Source organism: Hanstruepera neustonica, from assembly GCF_002895005.1.
In the GTDB taxonomy this organism is placed as follows: domain Bacteria; phylum Bacteroidota; class Bacteroidia; order Flavobacteriales; family Flavobacteriaceae; genus Hanstruepera; species Hanstruepera neustonica.
This window is the reverse complement of the sequence record NZ_POWF01000001.1, coordinates 707,076-725,985: the sequence shown is the minus strand read 5'-3', so window position 1 is coordinate 725,985 and position 18,910 is coordinate 707,076. Positions and strand designations below refer to the sequence as shown.

The 18,910-nt window shown below is 35.6% G+C and carries 14 protein-coding genes; all 14 read right to left on the bottom strand.

Annotated features, from left to right (window positions below; genetic code table 11):
* Positions 1 to 11: 11 nt before the first annotated feature.
* The 14 genes from C1T31_RS03230 to C1T31_RS03165 all read right to left on the bottom strand — a co-directional run bounded on the left by C1T31_RS03230 (position 12) and on the right by C1T31_RS03165 (position 18,903).
* Entirely contained in the window at positions 12 to 1,109 is a 1,098-nt protein-coding gene (locus tag C1T31_RS03230; protein ID WP_103051010.1) for a diphosphomevalonate/mevalonate 3,5-bisphosphate decarboxylase family protein, read from the bottom strand.
* 7 nt (positions 1,110 to 1,116) lie between these two features.
* On the bottom strand, positions 1,117 to 1,650 hold the full coding sequence (locus C1T31_RS03225) for a DUF1697 domain-containing protein (RefSeq protein WP_103051009.1): 534 nt from the start codon (positions 1,648 to 1,650) through the stop codon (positions 1,117 to 1,119).
* A 15-nt stretch (positions 1,651 to 1,665) separates the two neighbouring features.
* Positions 1,666 to 1,959 (bottom strand): endonuclease domain-containing protein, encoded by a 294-nt coding sequence (locus C1T31_RS03220; protein WP_243398885.1) that lies wholly within the window; start codon positions 1,957 to 1,959, stop codon positions 1,666 to 1,668.
* 146 nt (positions 1,960 to 2,105) lie between these two features.
* Entirely contained in the window at positions 2,106 to 3,335 is a 1,230-nt protein-coding gene (locus tag C1T31_RS03215) for a BaiN/RdsA family NAD(P)/FAD-dependent oxidoreductase (protein WP_103051008.1), read from the bottom strand.
* The gene (locus tag C1T31_RS03210; protein ID WP_103051007.1) at positions 3,332 to 4,018 is read right to left on the bottom strand and encodes a glycerophosphodiester phosphodiesterase; all 687 of its coding nucleotides are present in this window, start codon (positions 4,016 to 4,018) and stop codon (positions 3,332 to 3,334) included. Before C1T31_RS03210 ends, C1T31_RS03215 begins: the two co-directional genes overlap by 4 nt.
* Before the next feature lie 2 nt (positions 4,019 to 4,020).
* The gene (locus C1T31_RS03205; RefSeq protein WP_103051006.1) at positions 4,021 to 4,887 is read right to left on the bottom strand and encodes an acyl-CoA thioesterase; all 867 of its coding nucleotides are present in this window, start codon (positions 4,885 to 4,887) and stop codon (positions 4,021 to 4,023) included.
* Positions 4,888 to 4,914: 27 nt separating this feature from the next.
* Entirely contained in the window at positions 4,915 to 6,477 is a 1,563-nt protein-coding gene (locus tag C1T31_RS03200; protein WP_103051005.1) for a protein adenylyltransferase SelO, read from the bottom strand.
* Entirely contained in the window at positions 6,474 to 7,016 is a 543-nt protein-coding gene (msrA, locus tag C1T31_RS03195; protein WP_103051004.1) for a peptide-methionine (S)-S-oxide reductase MsrA, read from the bottom strand. The genes C1T31_RS03200 and msrA overlap by 4 nt, the downstream gene beginning before the upstream one ends.
* Positions 7,009 to 7,470 (bottom strand): peptide-methionine (R)-S-oxide reductase MsrB, encoded by a 462-nt coding sequence (gene msrB / locus C1T31_RS03190; protein WP_103051003.1) that lies wholly within the window; start codon positions 7,468 to 7,470, stop codon positions 7,009 to 7,011. The genes msrA and msrB overlap by 8 nt, the downstream gene beginning before the upstream one ends.
* Before the next feature lie 151 nt (positions 7,471 to 7,621).
* Positions 7,622 to 9,736: a glycoside hydrolase family 97 protein gene (locus tag C1T31_RS03185; RefSeq protein ID WP_103051002.1), complete on the bottom strand. Its 2,115-nt coding sequence runs from the start codon at positions 9,734 to 9,736 to the stop codon at positions 7,622 to 7,624.
* 3 nt (positions 9,737 to 9,739) lie between these two features.
* Entirely contained in the window at positions 9,740 to 11,173 is a 1,434-nt protein-coding gene (locus C1T31_RS03180; RefSeq protein WP_103051001.1) for an alpha-amylase family glycosyl hydrolase, read from the bottom strand.
* A gap of 3 nt (positions 11,174 to 11,176) precedes the next feature.
* Positions 11,177 to 14,668: a TIM-barrel domain-containing protein gene (locus tag C1T31_RS03175; RefSeq protein ID WP_103051000.1), complete on the bottom strand. Its 3,492-nt coding sequence runs from the start codon at positions 14,666 to 14,668 to the stop codon at positions 11,177 to 11,179.
* An 8-nt stretch (positions 14,669 to 14,676) separates the two neighbouring features.
* Positions 14,677 to 16,596: a glycoside hydrolase family 13 protein gene (locus tag C1T31_RS03170; RefSeq protein WP_103050999.1), complete on the bottom strand. Its 1,920-nt coding sequence runs from the start codon at positions 16,594 to 16,596 to the stop codon at positions 14,677 to 14,679.
* On the bottom strand, positions 16,597 to 18,903 hold the full coding sequence (locus C1T31_RS03165) for a glycoside hydrolase family 65 protein (protein ID WP_103050998.1): 2,307 nt from the start codon (positions 18,901 to 18,903) through the stop codon (positions 16,597 to 16,599).
* Between the last annotated feature and the right edge of the window lie 7 nt (positions 18,904 to 18,910).

Below are 18,910 nucleotides of genomic sequence, written 5' to 3'. Positions count from 1 at the left end.
TATACGACTTATTATTCAATTTGGTTTGCGCCAAATCCAATTTGGTCGCAAATATATTCCCCATTTTTACAATATGCAACTAACTCGTTCTTAATAAATTCCAATATTTTTACAGACTCCTGTTTAGGATATAGCACATGAACATTAGCGCCAGCATCGAGCGTAAAACCAATATGTAAACCTGATGCTTTTCTAAACTCCCATATTCTGTTTATGATTTCCAAAGTATTGGGTTTCATCAAAATAAAATAAGGCATACTCGTCATCATCATGGCGTGAAGTGTCAATGCCTCACTTTCAATCAAAGCTATAAACGCATTCAAATCGCCCGAAGCGAGTATAGGATTTAAGTTAGCTAAATTATCATGAGCTTGCTGAAATCGGTTTTTAGCATAAGGGTGTCCATGCATCAAATTATGCCCAACAGTACTACTGACTTGTTTTTCTCCTTTATCAACCAACAAAATAGTGTCTTGGTACTGCTTAAAATTATTGTGAACCTCATACGGATATTTCACTCCAAACAAATCGTTACTATCTTTAATACTTTCTGTTTTCCCCCAAACAATCAAATCGCCTTCAATACTTCTACATGCCGAACCTGAACCTAAACGTGCTAAAAACGATGCTTTTTTGTTGAAGAAGTCTTTAGATTCTTCACTGTCGCTCTGAATGACATTAAGCTTTTTCTCAATGCTCATTAAACAAAGGGCCAAAGCACTCATACCAGAAGCTGAAGATGCAATGCCAGAACTATGCGGAAAAGTATTTTGGGTTTCAATTTTGAAATGAAATAACCTTAAAAAAGGCAAATACGACTCAACGCGTTCAAAGAATGTCTGAATTTTAGGCTTAAAATCATCTTTTCTTGAGCCATCCAAATACACTTCAAACGAAAAATCAGTGTTGTCTTCCTTTGGGGTATAAGAAACTGTTGTGATTGTTTTACAACTGTTAAGCGTAAAACTAATGGATGGGTTTTCAGGTATTTGATGCTTCTTTTTTCCCCAGTATTTCACTAGTGCGATATTGCTTGGAGATTCCCAGGCAACTTTACCGGCTTGCTTTAAAACAGTATACGGTTTCGGGATAAAATCGTGTTCAGTCATGATTTGGCTAATCTTCGGACAAAGATAACAACTTTATCATGGTATTGTAATTTCTTGCGGTTGCGAATGTTTGAAATTTACGTTCAAAAAAATTGACATTAAATTTTGCCTTACTCAATCCTTTATCATGAAAATAATAGATACAATCCTCTATGATCTGATAGTCTTCTCCTTCATACACTTTTTGGGAAGCTTCGCGAACCTTTTCAGAATCTGGCATATCGTGTAACATCATAAAATAACTGGCTTTCTTTTTTTCTTCAGGAAACGGTGATTGATCAAAAATACGTTTAAGTTCAGTTCGTGTTTTGGCCAAAACTGACACTTCAAAACCAAAATGTTTGAGAATCGCTTTAGAAATAGTTACTTCAACTTGTTGTTGATTTTTTTCATTAGACTGTAAGATAATATTTCCACTTTGAATATAGGTTCTGACGTTTGTAAATCCAGAATTCGAGAGCAGTTGACGCAATTCGGCCATAGGTACTTTTTTGTGACCGCCAACATTAATGCCTTTTAATAAAACGATGTAAGTTATCATAATTTAACTTCCCTCCTAAAAAGGAGGGATTGAGGGAGGTGTATTACTGTTTTCTTCAAATTTAAGAATATAATCCTCAATTGCTCTCAAAACATTTTCGATATCATTCATGATTTGAAAATCTGAAAAACGCAAAACATGAATCCTTAAAGTGTTTAATCGTTTGGTTTTTTTGACATCTTTTTCATATGTCTCTAGTATTTCATGAGAATATCCATCACATTCTATAGCAAGTTGTAATTTATTACAAAAGAAATCAACTATATACTCATCAATTGGCTTTTGTCTGTGAAAATCATAACCATACATTTGATTTTTACGTTAAAAAGACCAAAGTTTAACCTCTGATTTTGTAGAGTTATTTCGAAGTTTCCTTGCTAATTCTTTAAGTTTAGGGTTATAATAAATCTTCATAACATTCATTTTAATGCCAACACACCCCTAATCCCCTCTTTTTAGAGGGGACTAGTTTCTGAAATTGCTTTAGATGCTATGTATGCTCCTGTCCATGCATTTTGAAAGTTGAAACCGCCAGTAACCGCATCAATATTTAAAACTTCACCAGCAAAATACAAATTAGGGTGCATTTTGCTTTCAAAGGTTTTGAAATCAATTTCCTTTAGGTCCACTCCACCAGCCGTAACAAATTCTTCCTTAAACGTACTTTTTCCATCAACATTAAAAATTGCTTGAGTAAGTTGTTTTGCCAAATCTTCCAATTGCTGTTTATTGATATCTGCCCATCGTTCATCTTGATTAATTTTGGAAGCTAAAACCAATTGTTGCCATAGACGCTTTGGCAAGTCAAATTGAGCAGATTTAAAGACGGTTTTCTTGGCAAATTCTTGTTTGAAAACTTTCAAATTGTCTAGAACGTCTTCAAAAGTTCTATTAATGAAATTGACTTCAATTTGAAATTTATAGTTCATCTCTGCCAATTCTAAAGCACCAAAAGCAGATAGCTTTAAAATAGCTGGCGCACTCATTCCCCAATGGGTTATTAATAACGGACCTTCTGACTCTAAATTTGTATTTAAAACCTTTATATCTACATCCGCAACGACAACTCCAGGAATATCTTTAATTCGTTCATCGTTAATGTTGAATGTGAAAAGTGAAGGCACAGGCTCAATAATAGTATGGCCTAAATTTTTTAAAAGCTTCCAGAATTTGACACTACTTCCAGTGGCTACAAGTAATTTTTCGCTATGAAACGTATCAGATTTCGTTTCTATTTGAAAACCAGAATTATCCTCAAGGGGTTTTATTTCAGCGACGTTTTGACCGTAATAAATGTCCACTTGATGTTTTATGGCTTCATTTATAAAACAATCGATTATGGTTTGTGAGGAATCCGTTATTGGAAACATGCGCCCATCATCTTCAATCTTTAAAGGCACGCCTCGCTTTTCAAACCAAGCTATCGTATCACCTGTCATAAACTGGTGAAATGGTCCTAATAGTTCCTTCTCACCTCTTGGATAGTGTTGAACCAAATCCTGTGGAACAAACTCTGCATGTGTCACATTACAACGTCCCCCTCCTGATATTTTTACCTTTTGAAGACCTTCTTTATTTTTTTCAAGAATACAGATTTTTAAATCTGGATTGAATTCCGCTATGTTGATAGCCGCAAAAAAACCTGCTGCTCCTCCACCAATTATGATAACATCGTAATCTTTCATAGGCTATCAGGATAATCGGAAATGATACCATTGACTCCGTAACGTTTCATTCTGGCAATGGTTTTTTTGTCATTTATGGTCCAAGTATTCACTGAGAATCCTTGATTTTGCGCAAGTTTTACATTCTCTTGAGTAAGTAATGCCACGTTAGGATGGATAGTTTTTGCTTTAATCGTTTTGGCAAACTCCATGGCTTCCATGACACTGGCTTTTGTCAAAACAGCCAGTGGTATGTTTTGATTGGTCTTAAAAACCGTTTCCAACTCGTGATGCTGAAAACTGGACACTATAAAATCGCTATAATCCCAATTAGAATTTTCAATACAGTTTTTTATGACTTCACATATTTTTATGGCTGTATCCTTTCCTTTTAATTCAATATTCAACAGGCATTTGGCATCAATAAAATTCAAGACGTTTTCTAAAGTTGGAATAGTGTATTCATGTTCAACTTTTAGTTTTTGTAATTCTGAAAGCGTGTGTTTAGATACTTCTCCCGAACCATTGGTCATTCTATCTAACGTAAAATCATGAAAAACCACCAATTCACCTGAAGCACATACATGCACGTCTATCTCAATACCATCCACTTGAAATTCTAACGCTTTTTCAATGGATTCTATCGTGTTTTCGGCAATATGACCTTTGGCACCACGATGACCTATATTTAAAATCTTATACATGGTTATGAGTTCATGGGTCGCATGAGTCCTTCTTGTGCAACCGAAGCGACAAGTTTACCATCTCTTGTGAAAATATTCCCTTTTGCAAACCCTCTGGCATTTGAAGTACTCGGCGATTCTAAAGAAAACAAGAGCCAATCGGTAAAATCAAAATCACGAAAGTACCACATGGAATGATCCAAGCTAGCTGTTTGGGTGTTTCCCCAATGCGCCTTACTGGCATGAGGCTGTAAGGCCACAGAGAGAATATTGTAGTCTGAAATATAGGTCAATATTTGTTGACTTATTGCTAAATCTAGTGAAGTCACATCGCCTTTTAATTTAAACCAAACATCTGAAACAGGTGGTAAATCTTTTTGCTCTAATGGATTGTTAATGTGTGTTGGCTTAAACTCAACAGGTCTGGGTATTTCCAAAAACGTTTTTGTTTTTTTTGGCAATAGAGAGCCATAAGTATTTAGCAAATCTGTCCAACTCATCAAATCTTCAGGCATTTTTACATCAGCATCCATTTGTATTTGATGCTCATGACCCTTCTCATTTTTATGAAATGAAGCCGAAAGTATAAAAATGGTATTCCCTTTTTGACTTGCTGTCACACGTCGAACCGAAAAACTACCGCCATCACGCATCACACCAACTTGGTATTCTATGGGTAGATCTAAATTTCCAGCCTCTAAAAAATAGGAATGCATTGAATGCAATACACGACCGTTGTTTATGGTTCTATAGGCTGCATTTAAGGCTTGCGCCAAAACCTGACCACCAAATACATTGGGACTTCCCACTGTTTTACTGGCTCCTATGAAAGTGTTATCGTCCTCTCTATCTAAATGTAAGATATTCAACAAGTCATTAACTGAAGTCATAACTATAAGTTTTCTATTACAAATATATTAAGAACTACAAGATAACATAGAACAACCTACTTTATGCCTTGCCCATTCTGGACGTTTGGCAAACCATTTTTCGTATTTAGGTTGTTCATCATAAGGGTTTTTGAGTAATTTAAAAAGTTCGTCAATTAAACCATAATCACCTTTATTGGCATCATCAATAGCCAATTGAGCCATATAATTTCGCAACACATATTTGGGATTAACCAAATTCATTTTTTGTCTTCTTTCATCATCCGAAAGCTGTTCTTGCTTTAGTCGTTCTGCATAAGTAACAAACCACTCATTCCATTGATTTCTAATTTCAGAAGACACTTCCGTTAAATTATAAAACGCCTGTTCTACTATATCCAATCCACCTAGAGGGTTTTCTCTTTTAAAGTTGGCTAAATTTCTAAAAAAAATCGTCATATCGGTTTCAGTAAGTTGAAGTGTACCTTCCAAATCCTGAATTAATAATTTATCGGTAGTATCTGGCTTTTGAAGTCCCAATTTTGACCGCATCATTTCCAATGACTGGATATCAAAATCTGTTTTGTATTGATTTAAAATGCTTTCAAAAGCTTCTGCTTCTTCCACCAAAGGATACAAGGCATTGGCCAGTTGATACAAATTCCACAAACCTATCTTGGGTTGGTTGCCATAACGATAGCGTTTGTGCTGTGCATCAGTGGTGTTGGGTGTCCAACCAAAATCAAAGCCTTCCAACCAGCCATAAGGCCCATAATCAATAGTCAATCCTAGTATAGACATATTATCAGTATTCATCACACCATGTACAAAACCTACACGTTGCCAATGCACAATCATGTCCAATGTACTTTTAGATACTTCAGCAAAGAATTTGACATAGGTGTCTTTTGAAGGTTTGCCTAAATGTTGAAAATGTTGAATAATGGTATAATCAACTAATTTCTTCAAGGTAATTTTATCTTGTCTGGCGGCAAATATCTCGTAATTACCAAAACGTAAAAATGATGGTGCTACTCGTGTAACTATGGCACCTTTTTCATAAGCCGGATTACCATTGTACATAATATCACGCAAAACTTGATCTCCCGTAGAAGCCAAAGACAATGCTCGGGTTGTGGGTACGCCCAAGTGATACATAGCTTCACTGCATAAATACTCGCGAATGGAAGAACGCAATACTGCCAAACCATCAGCTGAACGTGAATACGGTGTTTCACCGGCTCCTTTAAGTTGTAAAATCCAAGATTTATTACTGTGCTCAATCTCTCCCAAATTAATGGCTCGACCATCACCTAATTGTCCAGCCCATTGTCCAAACTGATGACCTCCATAACACATGGCATAGGGTTTTGAATTTTCGGGAACTTCATTACCTGTAAAAACCTTTAAAAAGGCTTCAGTTTCACTGTCAGCGTTATTAAAACCCAAATCCTGTAAAACTTCTGGGGACACATGAAGCATTTCAGGATTTGAAGTTTTTTGAGGGTCAACATAGGAAAAACAAGCCTCCAAAACTTGTCTTCTTGTATTATCCAAATTAGGATCAGCCGGAAGATTGTTTGTAAAGGTTTGTTTTAAATGTAATCTCATGATTTCAGTTTGTTGGCATGTAATTGTTTTAACTTGGCCAATTTTGGATTGATTACAAAGGTACAATATCCATAGTCAGGATTGTTTTTGTAAAAATCCTGATGTTCCTGTTCGGCTTCATAAAACGCTTGAAACGGACTTATTTCAGTAACAATAGGCTTATCATAATACTCTTGAAGATGCCTTAAAACATTTTCGGCAATTTGCTTTTGTTCCTCATTATGATAAAAAATTACCGAACGATATTGTGTTCCAACATCTGCTCCTTGGCGGTTCAATGTTGTAGGATCATGAGTGGTCATAAAAATCACCAAAATATCTTCGTAAGAAATGATGTTGGGATCAAATGTCACTTGAACGACTTCGGCATGACCTGTTAATCCTGAACAAATCTCCCGATAGGTTGGATGTCCAGGCACATTACCGCCTGAATAACCTGATACTACTTGCAATACTCCATTGACCTCCTGAAAAACAGCCTCTGTACACCAAAAACAACCACCTCCAAAAGTTGCTGTTTCATTAACATTTTTACTCATTTTTAAGCTCCTCTCGTTGCAAGGTTAAAGATTCTGAATTTACACAATACCGTAAACCACTGGGTTCTGGTCCATCGGGAAATATATGCCCCAAGTGCGAATCGCAGGTGTTGCACATAATTTCTACACGTACCATTCCAAATGAGGAATCTTTTTCATATTTAACGGCATTTTCTTTGATAGGTTGCGTAAAACTTGGCCAACCTGTACCTGAACTATACTTAATGGTAGAATCAAAAAGTGGTGTGTTACAACACACACAGTTATATTTTCCGGCTTCATAACTGGTGCAGAAAGCTCCTGTGCCAGCCATTTCTGTTCCTTTTTTTCGAGTGATTCGAAATTGTTCATCAGTGAGAATTTCACGCCATTCTTGAGCTGTCTTTTCTATTCTATTATCTGGTTTCGGGTTTCCATTAACGGAAAAACTGATAACATCTTTCCATGTTAGCATAAGCTATTTTCTTTCTGTTTTATATTAAAAATTAAAGTGTGTTATTGGTCGAAGGTTTTACCTAAAAATAACATATAAACGTTTGTAATGCAACTTTGTTTTGAAAGTCGTTCAATCATAAAAAAGCAAAAACTCCAAAAGGAGCTTTTACTTACTTGATTATACTCATGGCAAATCCACCACCTTCAGCCAGAGGTATGGATAACTTCGTATCTTTTGTTATTTGCAATGTCTCAATTTCCAAATCCAATGGATTGTCATTCCAATGGGCATTCTGACCATCTTTATAAATTATAGCTTGATAGGTTTCATCTGTGTCTAAAAACCCAAAATCAATATCCAGTGTTCTGGCATTTTCATCAGTAATACCTCCTACAAACCAATTCCCTGTGATGCGTTCTTTTCGGGCTATGGTCACAAAATCACCTACTTCACCATTGAGTACTTTGGTTTCTTGCCAATTGACTCCAACGTCTCGTATAAACTGTAAAGGTACTGGATTGACTTCATAATGCTCGACTAAATCTGCAGCCATTTGAATGGGACTATAAATAACCACATACAAAGCCAATTGCTGTGCCAATGTGGTATTTACCTGATTATTGGGTTTATAGTCATCAAACTTAATATTAAAAATACCTGGTGTAAAGTCAATAGGTCCAGCTAACATACGTGTGAAAGCCACAATAGGCAAATGTTCTGGAGGATTGCCACCATCTTCAGCCCAAGCATTAAACTCCTGTCCTCGCAATCCTTCTCGTGATATGGTATTTGGATAGGTTCTGCGTAATCCTGTAGCTTTTATGGGTTCATGAGCATTAATGGCAACTTGGTATTGCGCTGCTTTTTCAACCGTTTTATTGTAATGATTGACCATGTATTGGCCATGATGGTATTCTCCTTTAGGCAAAATCTTACCTACATAACCAGTTTTTACAGAATGAATACCCAAACTTTGCATCAATGCAAATGCTGTATCCTGCTGTTTAGTATATGTTTCTGTTGCTGCAGATGTTTCATGGTGCATGATAATTTCAACGCCTTTAGCCTTAGCGTATTTCACCACTTCCTCCAAATCGTAATCAGGATAAGTGGTTACAAAATCAAAAACACCTTCTCGATCTTCAAAGCCAATCCAACGTTCCCAACCTGTGTTCCACCCTTCCACCAAAACACCACCAATATTATTTTGTGCTGAAAAATCAATGAATTGCTTAACGTTTTCTGTTGTTGCACCATGACGACCATGTGCTTTTCCGGTATCCTTCCATTCGCCATCAACCATTTCCATGCCATAATCCCAAGATGATTTGCCTAAATGCATTTCCCACCACACACCAGTGTACTTCATAGGCTTAAACCAAGATATATCTTCAAGTGTGTTAGGTTCATTGAGGTTGACAATGAGTTTTGATTCTATTAAATCTGCTGCGCTATTCGAAATTTGAACCGTGCGCCAAGGTGTATGGAACGGCAGCGTGCGTTTAACTTTATAGTCTGAATTCTTACTGCCAACCAGTACACTTTTTAAGTTTAAATTTTTAGTATCCACCTCTAAAGTCATTCCTGAATAATCAACCAAAGCTGCTTCATGAAAACTTAAATGTACACCATCATTGCCTACCATAGTAACAGGTGTGTTAACCGCATTATTAGGAATATAGGTTTGCGCCAAATTAACATGGCCTACATACTTTAAAGCATTAACTTCTGATAATTTGGTGGTACTATACAGATGTTCATAAATATCCCAATCACCAGGAATCCAAAAGGTTTTATAGTCTTCTGTTAAATTGAATTCGGTGTTTTCTTCTGTAATTAGGGCTTCTTTAAAATAAGGTTGTTCTGGAAATTCATAACGGAATCCTATACCATCATTGTAAACCTTAAAAACAATATTTAATTTTCTGTTTGATTCTGTGGTTTCTTGTAATTCAACTTTCAATTCCTTGTAATGGTTTACAACATCTGTTTGTTCGCCCCAAGGCATTTGCCAAGTTTCGTTAAAAGTTGAAAAATTAAAGTTTACGATTTTAAAATCGCTTTTTAAGGATTTAGCATCTATAAAATCAAACCCTAAATATGAGGTGTCAATAACTATTTTATTGTTAAATGCAACCGTATAAAATGGTTCACCTTTTTGATTCAGATTAAAATTGAGAACCAAGTTCCTATCTGGAGAATTTACTTTATAATATGTTATTGTTTTATTACTGCAGCCAAAGAGCAGAACAACTCCAAAAAGAATAAACAGTACATTTCGCATATATTATTTAACTAAAATTTTATACTCCCAAGGTTGTAAAACCATTTCAACACCTTCTAATTTCATGGGTTGATTTGATATATAATCGTTAAAATCGCCTGTTATTTCAGGTGTTATGTTTTGAGGTTCCGAAGTGAAATTTCCAATAAACACGATTTCATCTCCAGCTTTTTCACGTTTGAATACCAACACCTTATCATTGTCAGCATTAAATCTTTGATAAGATGCGGCTTGTTTTCCACCATTTAAGGCTGTGTTGTTGTTTTTTAAGTTTCCTAATTTCTTCAAAAGTTCAAAATAATCCCCTTTGGTTTTTGGAATAGAATCTTTCTCAAAGAATTTTAAACGATGCTCCATATCATATTCCTGACCAGAATAAATTAAAGGCATGCCAGGAATAGTGTAGCTTAATGCTGTAAAAATCTCTTTGTTTTCTGGCATACGCTCTTTTAAAGTTCCAGCCCAAGAGTTTTCATCATGATTGGTTACAAAGTACATATAAATGTCATCATTTTGAAGGGTAGAATCAATTTTTACCAAATAATCATCTAAAGCCTTCACTGTCTTATGCCCTTTAGCTATATCATTAAAAATATGGTGCGCTTCCCAACCGTAATGCATATCAAATCCGTTTTGCAATAAATCAGGTTGTTCGGCTTCTGCCAACATAAAAACCGGTTTAACCGATTTTAGAGTGTCTATGGCTCGCTTAAAGAAATCAACTGGTACTTTGTGCGCAACGTCCATTCTATATCCATCAATATTGACATCTTCTACCCAGTATTTCATGTCGGCAATCATGGCATTTCGCATATCTTGATTATCATAGTTTAAATCAGCCACATCTGTCCAGCCCCAAGATTCCCCTGTATCTGGATTGATAGGATCAATAATTTCACCTGCCTCATTTTGAGTATAATATTCAGGATGTTCCGTTATCCAAGGATGATCCCAACCTGTGTGATTTGGCACCCAATCCACAATAACATAAATACCGTTCTCGTGAGCCGTATCAACCAATTCTTGAAAATCCTCTAAAGTTCCAAATTCAGGATTTATAGAACGATAATCTGAAACCGAATAATAGCTACCCAAGTATTTTTTACGTTCTTCTTCATCTTCAATGTCACTAGTAAAGGTATCACCAGTTGCTTTTCGTTTAACTTCCGAAATCTTATTGATTGGCATCACCCAAATAATTTTGACACCTAAATCTTTTAAAACTGGAATATCCTTGGTAAAGGCATCAAAAGTTCCTTCGGGTGAATATTGACGAATGTTGGCTTCGTAAATAACGGCATGCTCTTCAATATCTGGAGATATATCAGGAAAAACCTCAACGATTTGGTCTTCCTCTTGTGGCATAGTTTCCTTTTTATCTGTCTTGCATGATGTAAAAACACCCACGGTTAGTAAAAGTGCTATTAATTTTTTCATTGTTTATGGGTTTAGTTTTAGTGTAATTGTCTTTTCGTTTTTGGTATTCCAAACTACAGGAATGTTTACTGTTTTTTTATTTGGATTATAGATAACATTTATCTTTTTCCCATCAATTTTTACTTTTTTGGGTTCTTTTTGAATGTTATGAATTATCAAGTTAATGCTTTTTTGAGTTGCTAAAAAGTTTTGACCATTTTCTGCTTCAAATTCAATTTCCAACTCTTGATTTTCTAGTTCGGCCTCAAATTCCATGAGTTCATAAGCGCCATTTTCAAAAGTATTGGGCATTTGACCATCGTCATTATATAAGGTATATTCTACTTCATCAGTGATAGTCTCATCAAAATAATAGTGTAATTCAAACGTGTTTCCATCATATTCCTTGGTGGATTGCAAGGATCTAGCCAGCGGAATAAAACTTCCACCTCTTACAAACGTTGGAATAGTATGTTCTTGGGTTTGTATATCACGTGTTTTTCCGCCTTGAATTATTTCATCTGTATAAAAATTGAACCAATTTGATGTCTTTGGAAAATAAACAGACTTGAGCTTTTGTCCGGCTTCTAGAATTGGCGCCACCAAAATATGTGATCCCCAAAGATAGGTTTCAGAATAATTCAACAATTTCTGGTTCTCTGGTTCTTCAAAAAATAATGGTCGCATTAAAGGTGTTCCTGTTTGATTGTTTTCAAACATAAGGTTATAGTTATAAGGCAAAAATTTATAGCGCAACTCAATGGCTTGTTTTGCCAAAGCCTTGGCTTTTTCACTCCTGTAAATTGGTTCACTAGGCACATCTTCCTGCGCATGAGGTCTATAAATAGGCTGAAACACGCCATATTGCAACCAACGCACATATAGCTCATCGTCTAGGTTTGCTCCGGCAAAACCACCTAAATCACTATGCATATAGGCTAAACCTTGCATACCCATTTGTAAGGCAATTTCGGGCTGACTTTGCAATCCGCCCCAAGTCCGATTAACATCACCAGACCAAGGCACCAAGCCATATCTTTGAGAGCCTGAATAACCTGCACGCATGAGAATAAAAGGCCTTTGGTTTGGAGATGCTTCTTTAAAAGCTTCTTGAACCAATTTAGCCCAATCATGACCATAAATATTATGGACTTCGTCTGCCGTTCCAGTTGCATGAATTAATCGTGAAGGATGCACTTCTGGCTCACCTAAATCACCCCAAATTCCAGTAACACCCAGACTTAACAAATCTTTATTTATGTTTTTAAACCATGTATAACCTGATTGGCTATACACATCTACCAAACCCGTATTTCCAAAGAAAAAATCATAGGTTGCTGGATTTCCTAGACTATCTTTTGCCAAAGCATTGTTCGTAACCGCTTCATCCCAACGTTTAGAGGTTGTTAAAATAAAGGGTTCTGTAATCAAGATGGTTTCAACATTGTTGTCGTGCAAGGTCTTAATCATTTGTTTTGGATTTGGAAAGGAATCTCTATCAAACTCTAAATTACCCATGGTTCCCATAACCTCTTTTCCAAACCAATACAAATCAAGAATAATTGCATCAACGGGAATGCTTTCTTCTCTAAAGGCTTCAATGGTTTTTAATGTTTGCTTTTGAGAATGATAGCCAAATCTGCTTGAAAAATTTCCTAAAGCCCAACGTGGCAACATAGGTTGTTTTCCACTTAAGTTAGTATAATTATCAATGATGTCATACCAAGAATTTCCGACAATAACCTGATAGGTTTTACGCCCAGAAATGGTTTCGTAAGTTAGTGTATTATCTGCTCTGCTGTCTAAATCTAAATAGCCAATAGGTGCATTATCAAAATGTAACATGTATTGTTTTGACGACAACACCATGGGCAACGTGAAGTTCATTAACTCACTAGTGGTTTCATAGCCGTAATGCGCTTTATTATATAATTGTAAACGATGACCTCGACGATTCATCCCTAAAGCTCTAGCGCCACCACCATAGAGTATTTCATTATCGGTTAGATTAAAGTCAATATTTTCAAAATCATCGGTTTTATAGTAACCGTTTTTTTCTGAAATCAACTCGATACCCTCATACAAATAGGAAATTTTAAAAGGTTCTTTTTGAACAACAACGGTGATACCTTCTGATGAAAAAATAGATTTGTTTTTCTCGACGATTGGGATCAACTCAACAGTTTGCGGACTTAAAACTACAGCATGAGATTTTGGGTTAAAATTTTCACCCTTTGGAAGAAAGGTCGTTTCTACAATTTTTGGTGAGTAAAATTTAGAGATATACTTCCCATCTGAAACCTCAATTTGTAATTTATTATTTTCAATAAGTGTAGCACTTATAAATTTTCTTTCTTTAAGTTTTTCGGAAAACAACCAAGAGATGGTTTCTTCAAAATTTTCGCGCCATAGGGTTTCGTTATGCTTACCTTCTGGTACTACTTTAGATGTTATGTTTTCAGCTGGAAACCCTTGATTTTTTAACAGTTCAACCATTTGGTTCATATCTCGAACCGTTTGATTGATTTCATTAAAACGGACATTTTCACCTTCTTTTCCACCAGCCAAAAAATACATTTTGGTGTCTTTTAGATTTCCATGAGTTTTTGAATAATTTTCAATTTCTGGTGCAAACCAAAAGGCTGGAGAATACACTCCTATTTTCCCAAAAACATCAGGATACTTTAAAGCCGCATAATGAGAGATCAAGCCTCCCATTGAACTCCCAATGATTCCTGTGTGCTTTTTATCAGTTAAGGTGTTGTAATGACTGTCAATATAGGGTTTTAGCGTATTAACCATGAAATCTAGATAGGCATCCCCTTCGCCACCACCATACTTTGGATTTTTGAAAGGCGAATATTCATCCAAACGTTTGTCTCCTCCATTATCAATTGCAACAACAATTAACTCAAGGTTTTTTTCTCTGAATAATTTATTTAATGTTTCATCAACCTCCCACTCACCTGAATAGGACGTTGTTTTATCAAAGACATTTTGAGCGTCGTGCATATACACCACAGGAAAGGATTTTTTGGCAGATTTGTAATTTGGTGGTAAATAAATCCAAACACGTCGTTCTCTTTGGAGTTGTGGAATTTTAAAGTTTTCAGAAATAATCGTGACATTTTTTTTAGCCGTTGATACAGCTTTTGAATCAAAAAGATGGCTCCAACCTTCAATTTTAACATGCAAGGTATCCGCTATATGTTTAAATGCATAAGAGCGATTATCTATACTTGATCCTTTGGTATCACATTCAACGGTTTGCCATGAACCCAAAGTAAACTTAAACAAGATACTTTCAGATGTTTTGGGTAAAGTGATACTATATGAATTATCTTTTTTCTGTAATTTATAGGGTTCTTGACCTCCAGACCAACCTTCAAAATTTCCAGAAATGTACATATTGGCGTCTGCAGGTGTTGCGTCAGGAACATGGTCAACAACTATAGTGACTTGTGCAGAAATAACATTTGCAATCAACAACACGAATAACCATTGCCATTTTATCATCTTTTGGTTTATTTTTTGGTTGTTAGTAAGGTAATTCCACGCGAATTAAGGGTTAAAGAATCGGACCAAGTAACCTGTTCATCTGAAACAATATTGATTAATTGATTACCGTTTAATCCCAACTCATCATAGCGTTTTAAGTCGACTGTTATAGGGTTTTCATTTTTGTTTAAAATCAAAACAAGGGTTTCATTACCAAAATTTCTGAACAAGAAATACGTTCCCATAAATGGTGCAAAATGAATGGTTTTACCCTCTTGAATAGCTGGACTATTTTTTCTGTACTTAAAAATTTTTGAGATAAATTGTTGCATTTTCAACTGATTCTCATTTAAGCCTTGAGCTTTAAAAGCATTAATGGAATCGGTTTCCCAACCACCTGGAAAATCGCCTCGCAATAGGCCATGGTCTCCAGGTTTTTCAAAATCATTCATTAAAATTTCTGTTCCGTAATAAACTTGAGGAATTCTGGGTAAGGTGGCTATTAAACCTAAAGCCATTTGTGTATTTGAAACATCCCCTTTTAATTGGGTAAATATTCTACTCATATCATGATTGTCAGGAAAAACCATAATATCCTTTGGACTGGTGTAAGCAAAATCATTGGCCAAGCCTTCATAAATTTTTACTAAACCTTCGTTCCAAGATTCGTTTTCATTTAGGGCATCAACAATGGCTTTTTGCATGGGAAAATCCATAGTTGACCTCAAATTGGATTGATAACCATCTTTATTGTGATGCCCATCTTGCCAATAGGCTACCAATAATGGATTGGTGCTCCATTCTTCTCCAACAATTGAAAAATTAGGATATTCGTTCATGATAGCGCCTGCCCAATCACTCATAAAATTCTTATCAGGGTAAGGATAGGTATCTTGTCTGATACCATTGAGTTGTAGGGTTTCTATCCACCAAATATTATTTTGGATAATATATTTGGCCATGAATGGATTACGCTGATTCAAATCTGGCATAGCCCTTACAAACCAGCCTTCATTCATTTCTTTTTTATCCCTTTTTGATGCATATAAATCTTGATTTACCGTTCTACGATGGTTGGAATTATTCAAGGGTTTATCTGCTTCTAGCGCTTCTTGTTGATTCACCCAATCCTTAAAGGGCAAATCTTCCATCCACCAGTGTTTACTACCGCAATGATTAGCCACCATGTCCATAATCAGCTTCATATCCTTTTCCTTAAGTTTTGAGGCTAATTCCTTGTATTCACTTAATGTTCCAAAGCGTGGATCAACTTGATAAAAATCGGTAATAGCATAGCCATGATAAGACGCTTGTGGCATATCATTTATCAACATTGGTGTTGGCCAAATAGCCGTAAAACCCAGATTGTCTATGTAATCTAAATGACTCGTAATACCTTTAATGTCACCACCATGACGACCATAATCATCTTTTCGATTTATAATTTTTTCGCGTAAATTATCATTAACATCATTAGTTGTGTCACCATTGGCAAAGCGGTCTGGAGTAATTAAATAAATAGCGTCACGACTATCAAAACCAATGTAATCTTCTGCTTTTTTATCTCTACTTTTTAATTCATAGGTATGTGTTAGTTTTTCATTATTGACATTTGTAAAAACCACATCGAATTTTCCTGGTTGTGCTGATTCAGAAATTAGTAAATCCACAAATAGATAGTTGGGGCTATCTGCTTGATGAACTGCTTCAATACTGACACCATCATAAGTTATCTTTGGTTCAAAATCACCTATTTTAGTATGATTAACCAGAAGTTGCAACTGGTTGTTTTTCATACCAGTCCACCAATGAGGTGGTTCAACATGGTTCAATGATGTATTTGAAATAGGTACATCCTTATTTGTATCTGTACTAGCAACATCTTCTTTGCATGACGTAATACAAAGAACAAAAAAGAGCAAAAGATATGTGACTGCGATTTTCATTTAAACGGTTATCAAGTTATTGGGTGATATGGTTACCCGTTTATCATGGACTAAAATCTGTAAATCTCTATCACCTTCCAATTCAAAATGGGTTTGGTTTTGGCATACATTCACTTTAAGGATTTGATTTCTAAAATTGATTTTAAATGAAAATGCCTCCCATTGTTTTGGTATTTGAGGTTTGAACGTTAACATATTATCCCTAACACGCATACCTCCAAAACCTTCAACAATACTCATCCAGGTTCCAGCCATTGACGTAATATGTAGTCCTTCTTCAACCTCATGATTGTAATCATCTAAATCCAATCGAGAGGTTCTTAAATAAAACTGATACGCTTGTTCCATGCGTCCCAATTTTGCAGCTTGAATGCTGTGGACACATGGCGATAAGGAACTTTCATGAACTGTAAATGGTTCGTAAAAATCAAAATGCTTTTCTAATTCCTCTTGGGTAAAATGGTCTTCAAAAAAGTAAAACCCTTGTAAGACATCGGCTTGTTTGATATATGGTGAACGCAAAATTCTATCCCATGACCATTTTTGGTTAATAGGTCGTTGTGATTTATCTAAATCTTTAACAGTAATTAATTCTTTATCTAAAAAGCCATCTTGCTGCAAGTATACCTCATGCTCTTTGGACTCTGGAAAATACATGTTAGTTGAAACCGCCTGCCACTCTTGCATTTCTGCTTTTGACAATTTGGTTTTGTTCATTATTCGAGTGAAATCAGTCGTATATTCAGATTCTATTTTTTGAATATTTTCAAGAGCATAATCTATACACCATTTAGCCATATAATTGGTGTACCAATTATTATTGACATTATTTTCATATTCATTAGGACCAGTGACTCCTAAAATAACATATTGTTGTTTAACCGATGAAAAATTAGCGCGTTGATGCCAAAACCTAGCAATTCCTATTAAAACCTCCAATCCTTTTTCAGGAATGTAGGAGTAATCTCCCGTGAAACGATGGTAATTGTAAATGGCATATGCTATGGCTCCATTTCTATGTATTTCTTCAAAGGTTATTTCCCATTCGTTATGGCATTCCTCACCATTCATAGTAACCATTGGATACAGTGCTGCACCATTTTTAAACCCTAACTTTTGGGCATTTTCTATGGCTTTATCTAAATGATTGTAACGATATTCCAGTAGTGTTTTGGCCACGTTTTGATCTTTTGTAGCCATGTAAAAGGGAATACAGTAAGCTTCAGTATCCCAGTAGGTACTTCCACCATACTTTTCACCCGTAAAGCCTTTTGGCCCAATATTTAATCGAGAATCCTTTCCTAAATAGGTTTGATTGAGTTGAAAAATATTAAAACGAATACCTTGTTGGGCTTTAACATCACCTTTAATAGTTATATCTGCCAAATTCCAAATGTTTTGCCAAGCTGCTTTTTGATTTTCCAACAAAGTTTTAAACCCTAATTTGGTAGCTTTTTTTAAAACCGCTTTTGCTGCAGGAATCAATTGGTTCTTATCATGGTTCCTGTCAACTGTGTAACCACCAAATTTATTTATGGTATAGGTTTCTCCCTTTTTTACCTTGTATTCATAACTAAACGAAGCGGAATTGGCATCAGCTGTTATGATAGGTTCTATTAATACAGACTTCCCGTCAATTAATAATTGGGACTCCATGAAGGTACAGGTATAAAAGTGGGTTTTCATGGTTTTGGCCTGAATAAACGCTTGATGGTTTTCATGGCTAACATTTAAAGTATCCCAAAATTTATCTTCCCAGTTGGTGTCTTCATTTCTAATACCTGCGTCAATATATGGTTGAAACGTAATTGTAGCATCAGCATTAACTGGTGTTATATTATACTCAATGGCTCCAAGCTCATCTAAATCCAAACTTAAAAAGCGTTTGGCTTCAACCTGTATTTGAATATCATTTTTAAGTGTTGCTGTAAACGACCTAGATAACCAACCTTCTTTCATGTTGAGTTCGCGTTTAAAATCAGCAACATTCTTGCAAGTGAATAAATCTAGTTTTTCATTATTAATGGTAATGTGAATGCCTATCCAACTGGGTGCATTGAGTACTTTTGCGAAATATTCTGGGTAGCCATTTTTCCACCAACCCACACGGGTTTTATCAGGATAATAAACACCTGCAATATAGCTTCCTTGAAAAGTTGCACCAGAATAATGCTCTTCAAAATTTGCACGTTGACCCATGGCACCATTGCCAATACTAAAAATACTTTCGGAAGATTTAACATGATCTGGGTTAAACCCTTCCTCTATTATGGACCATTCATTTGGTATGATATAATCTAAATTCATTCTTTAT

Coding starts and splice junctions, on each gene's coding strand:
- C1T31_RS03180 (WP_103051001.1), bottom strand. CDS start 11,173: ATGAAAAAATTAATAGCACTTTTACTAACCGTGGGTGTTTTTACATCA.
- msrA (WP_103051004.1), bottom strand. CDS start 7,016: ATGAGTAAAAATGTTAATGAAACAGCAACTTTTGGAGGTGGTTGTTTT.
- C1T31_RS03220 (WP_243398885.1), bottom strand. CDS start 1,959: ATGTATGGTTATGATTTTCACAGACAAAAGCCAATTGATGAGTATATA.
- msrB (WP_103051003.1), bottom strand. CDS start 7,470: ATGCTAACATGGAAAGATGTTATCAGTTTTTCCGTTAATGGAAACCCG.
- C1T31_RS03165 (WP_103050998.1), bottom strand. CDS start 18,903: ATGAATTTAGATTATATCATACCAAATGAATGGTCCATAATAGAGGAA.
- C1T31_RS03225 (WP_103051009.1), bottom strand. CDS start 1,650: ATGATAACTTACATCGTTTTATTAAAAGGCATTAATGTTGGCGGTCAC.
- C1T31_RS03210 (WP_103051007.1), bottom strand. CDS start 4,018: ATGTATAAGATTTTAAATATAGGTCATCGTGGTGCCAAAGGTCATATT.
- C1T31_RS03205 (WP_103051006.1), bottom strand. CDS start 4,887: ATGACTTCAGTTAATGACTTGTTGAATATCTTACATTTAGATAGAGAG.
- C1T31_RS03215 (WP_103051008.1), bottom strand. CDS start 3,335: ATGAAAGATTACGATGTTATCATAATTGGTGGAGGAGCAGCAGGTTTT.
- C1T31_RS03230 (WP_103051010.1), bottom strand. CDS start 1,109: ATGACTGAACACGATTTTATCCCGAAACCGTATACTGTTTTAAAGCAA.
- C1T31_RS03185 (WP_103051002.1), bottom strand. CDS start 9,736: ATGCGAAATGTACTGTTTATTCTTTTTGGAGTTGTTCTGCTCTTTGGC.
- C1T31_RS03175 (WP_103051000.1), bottom strand. CDS start 14,668: ATGATAAAATGGCAATGGTTATTCGTGTTGTTGATTGCAAATGTTATT.
- C1T31_RS03200 (WP_103051005.1), bottom strand. CDS start 6,477: ATGAGATTACATTTAAAACAAACCTTTACAAACAATCTTCCGGCTGAT.
- C1T31_RS03170 (WP_103050999.1), bottom strand. CDS start 16,596: ATGAAAATCGCAGTCACATATCTTTTGCTCTTTTTTGTTCTTTGTATT.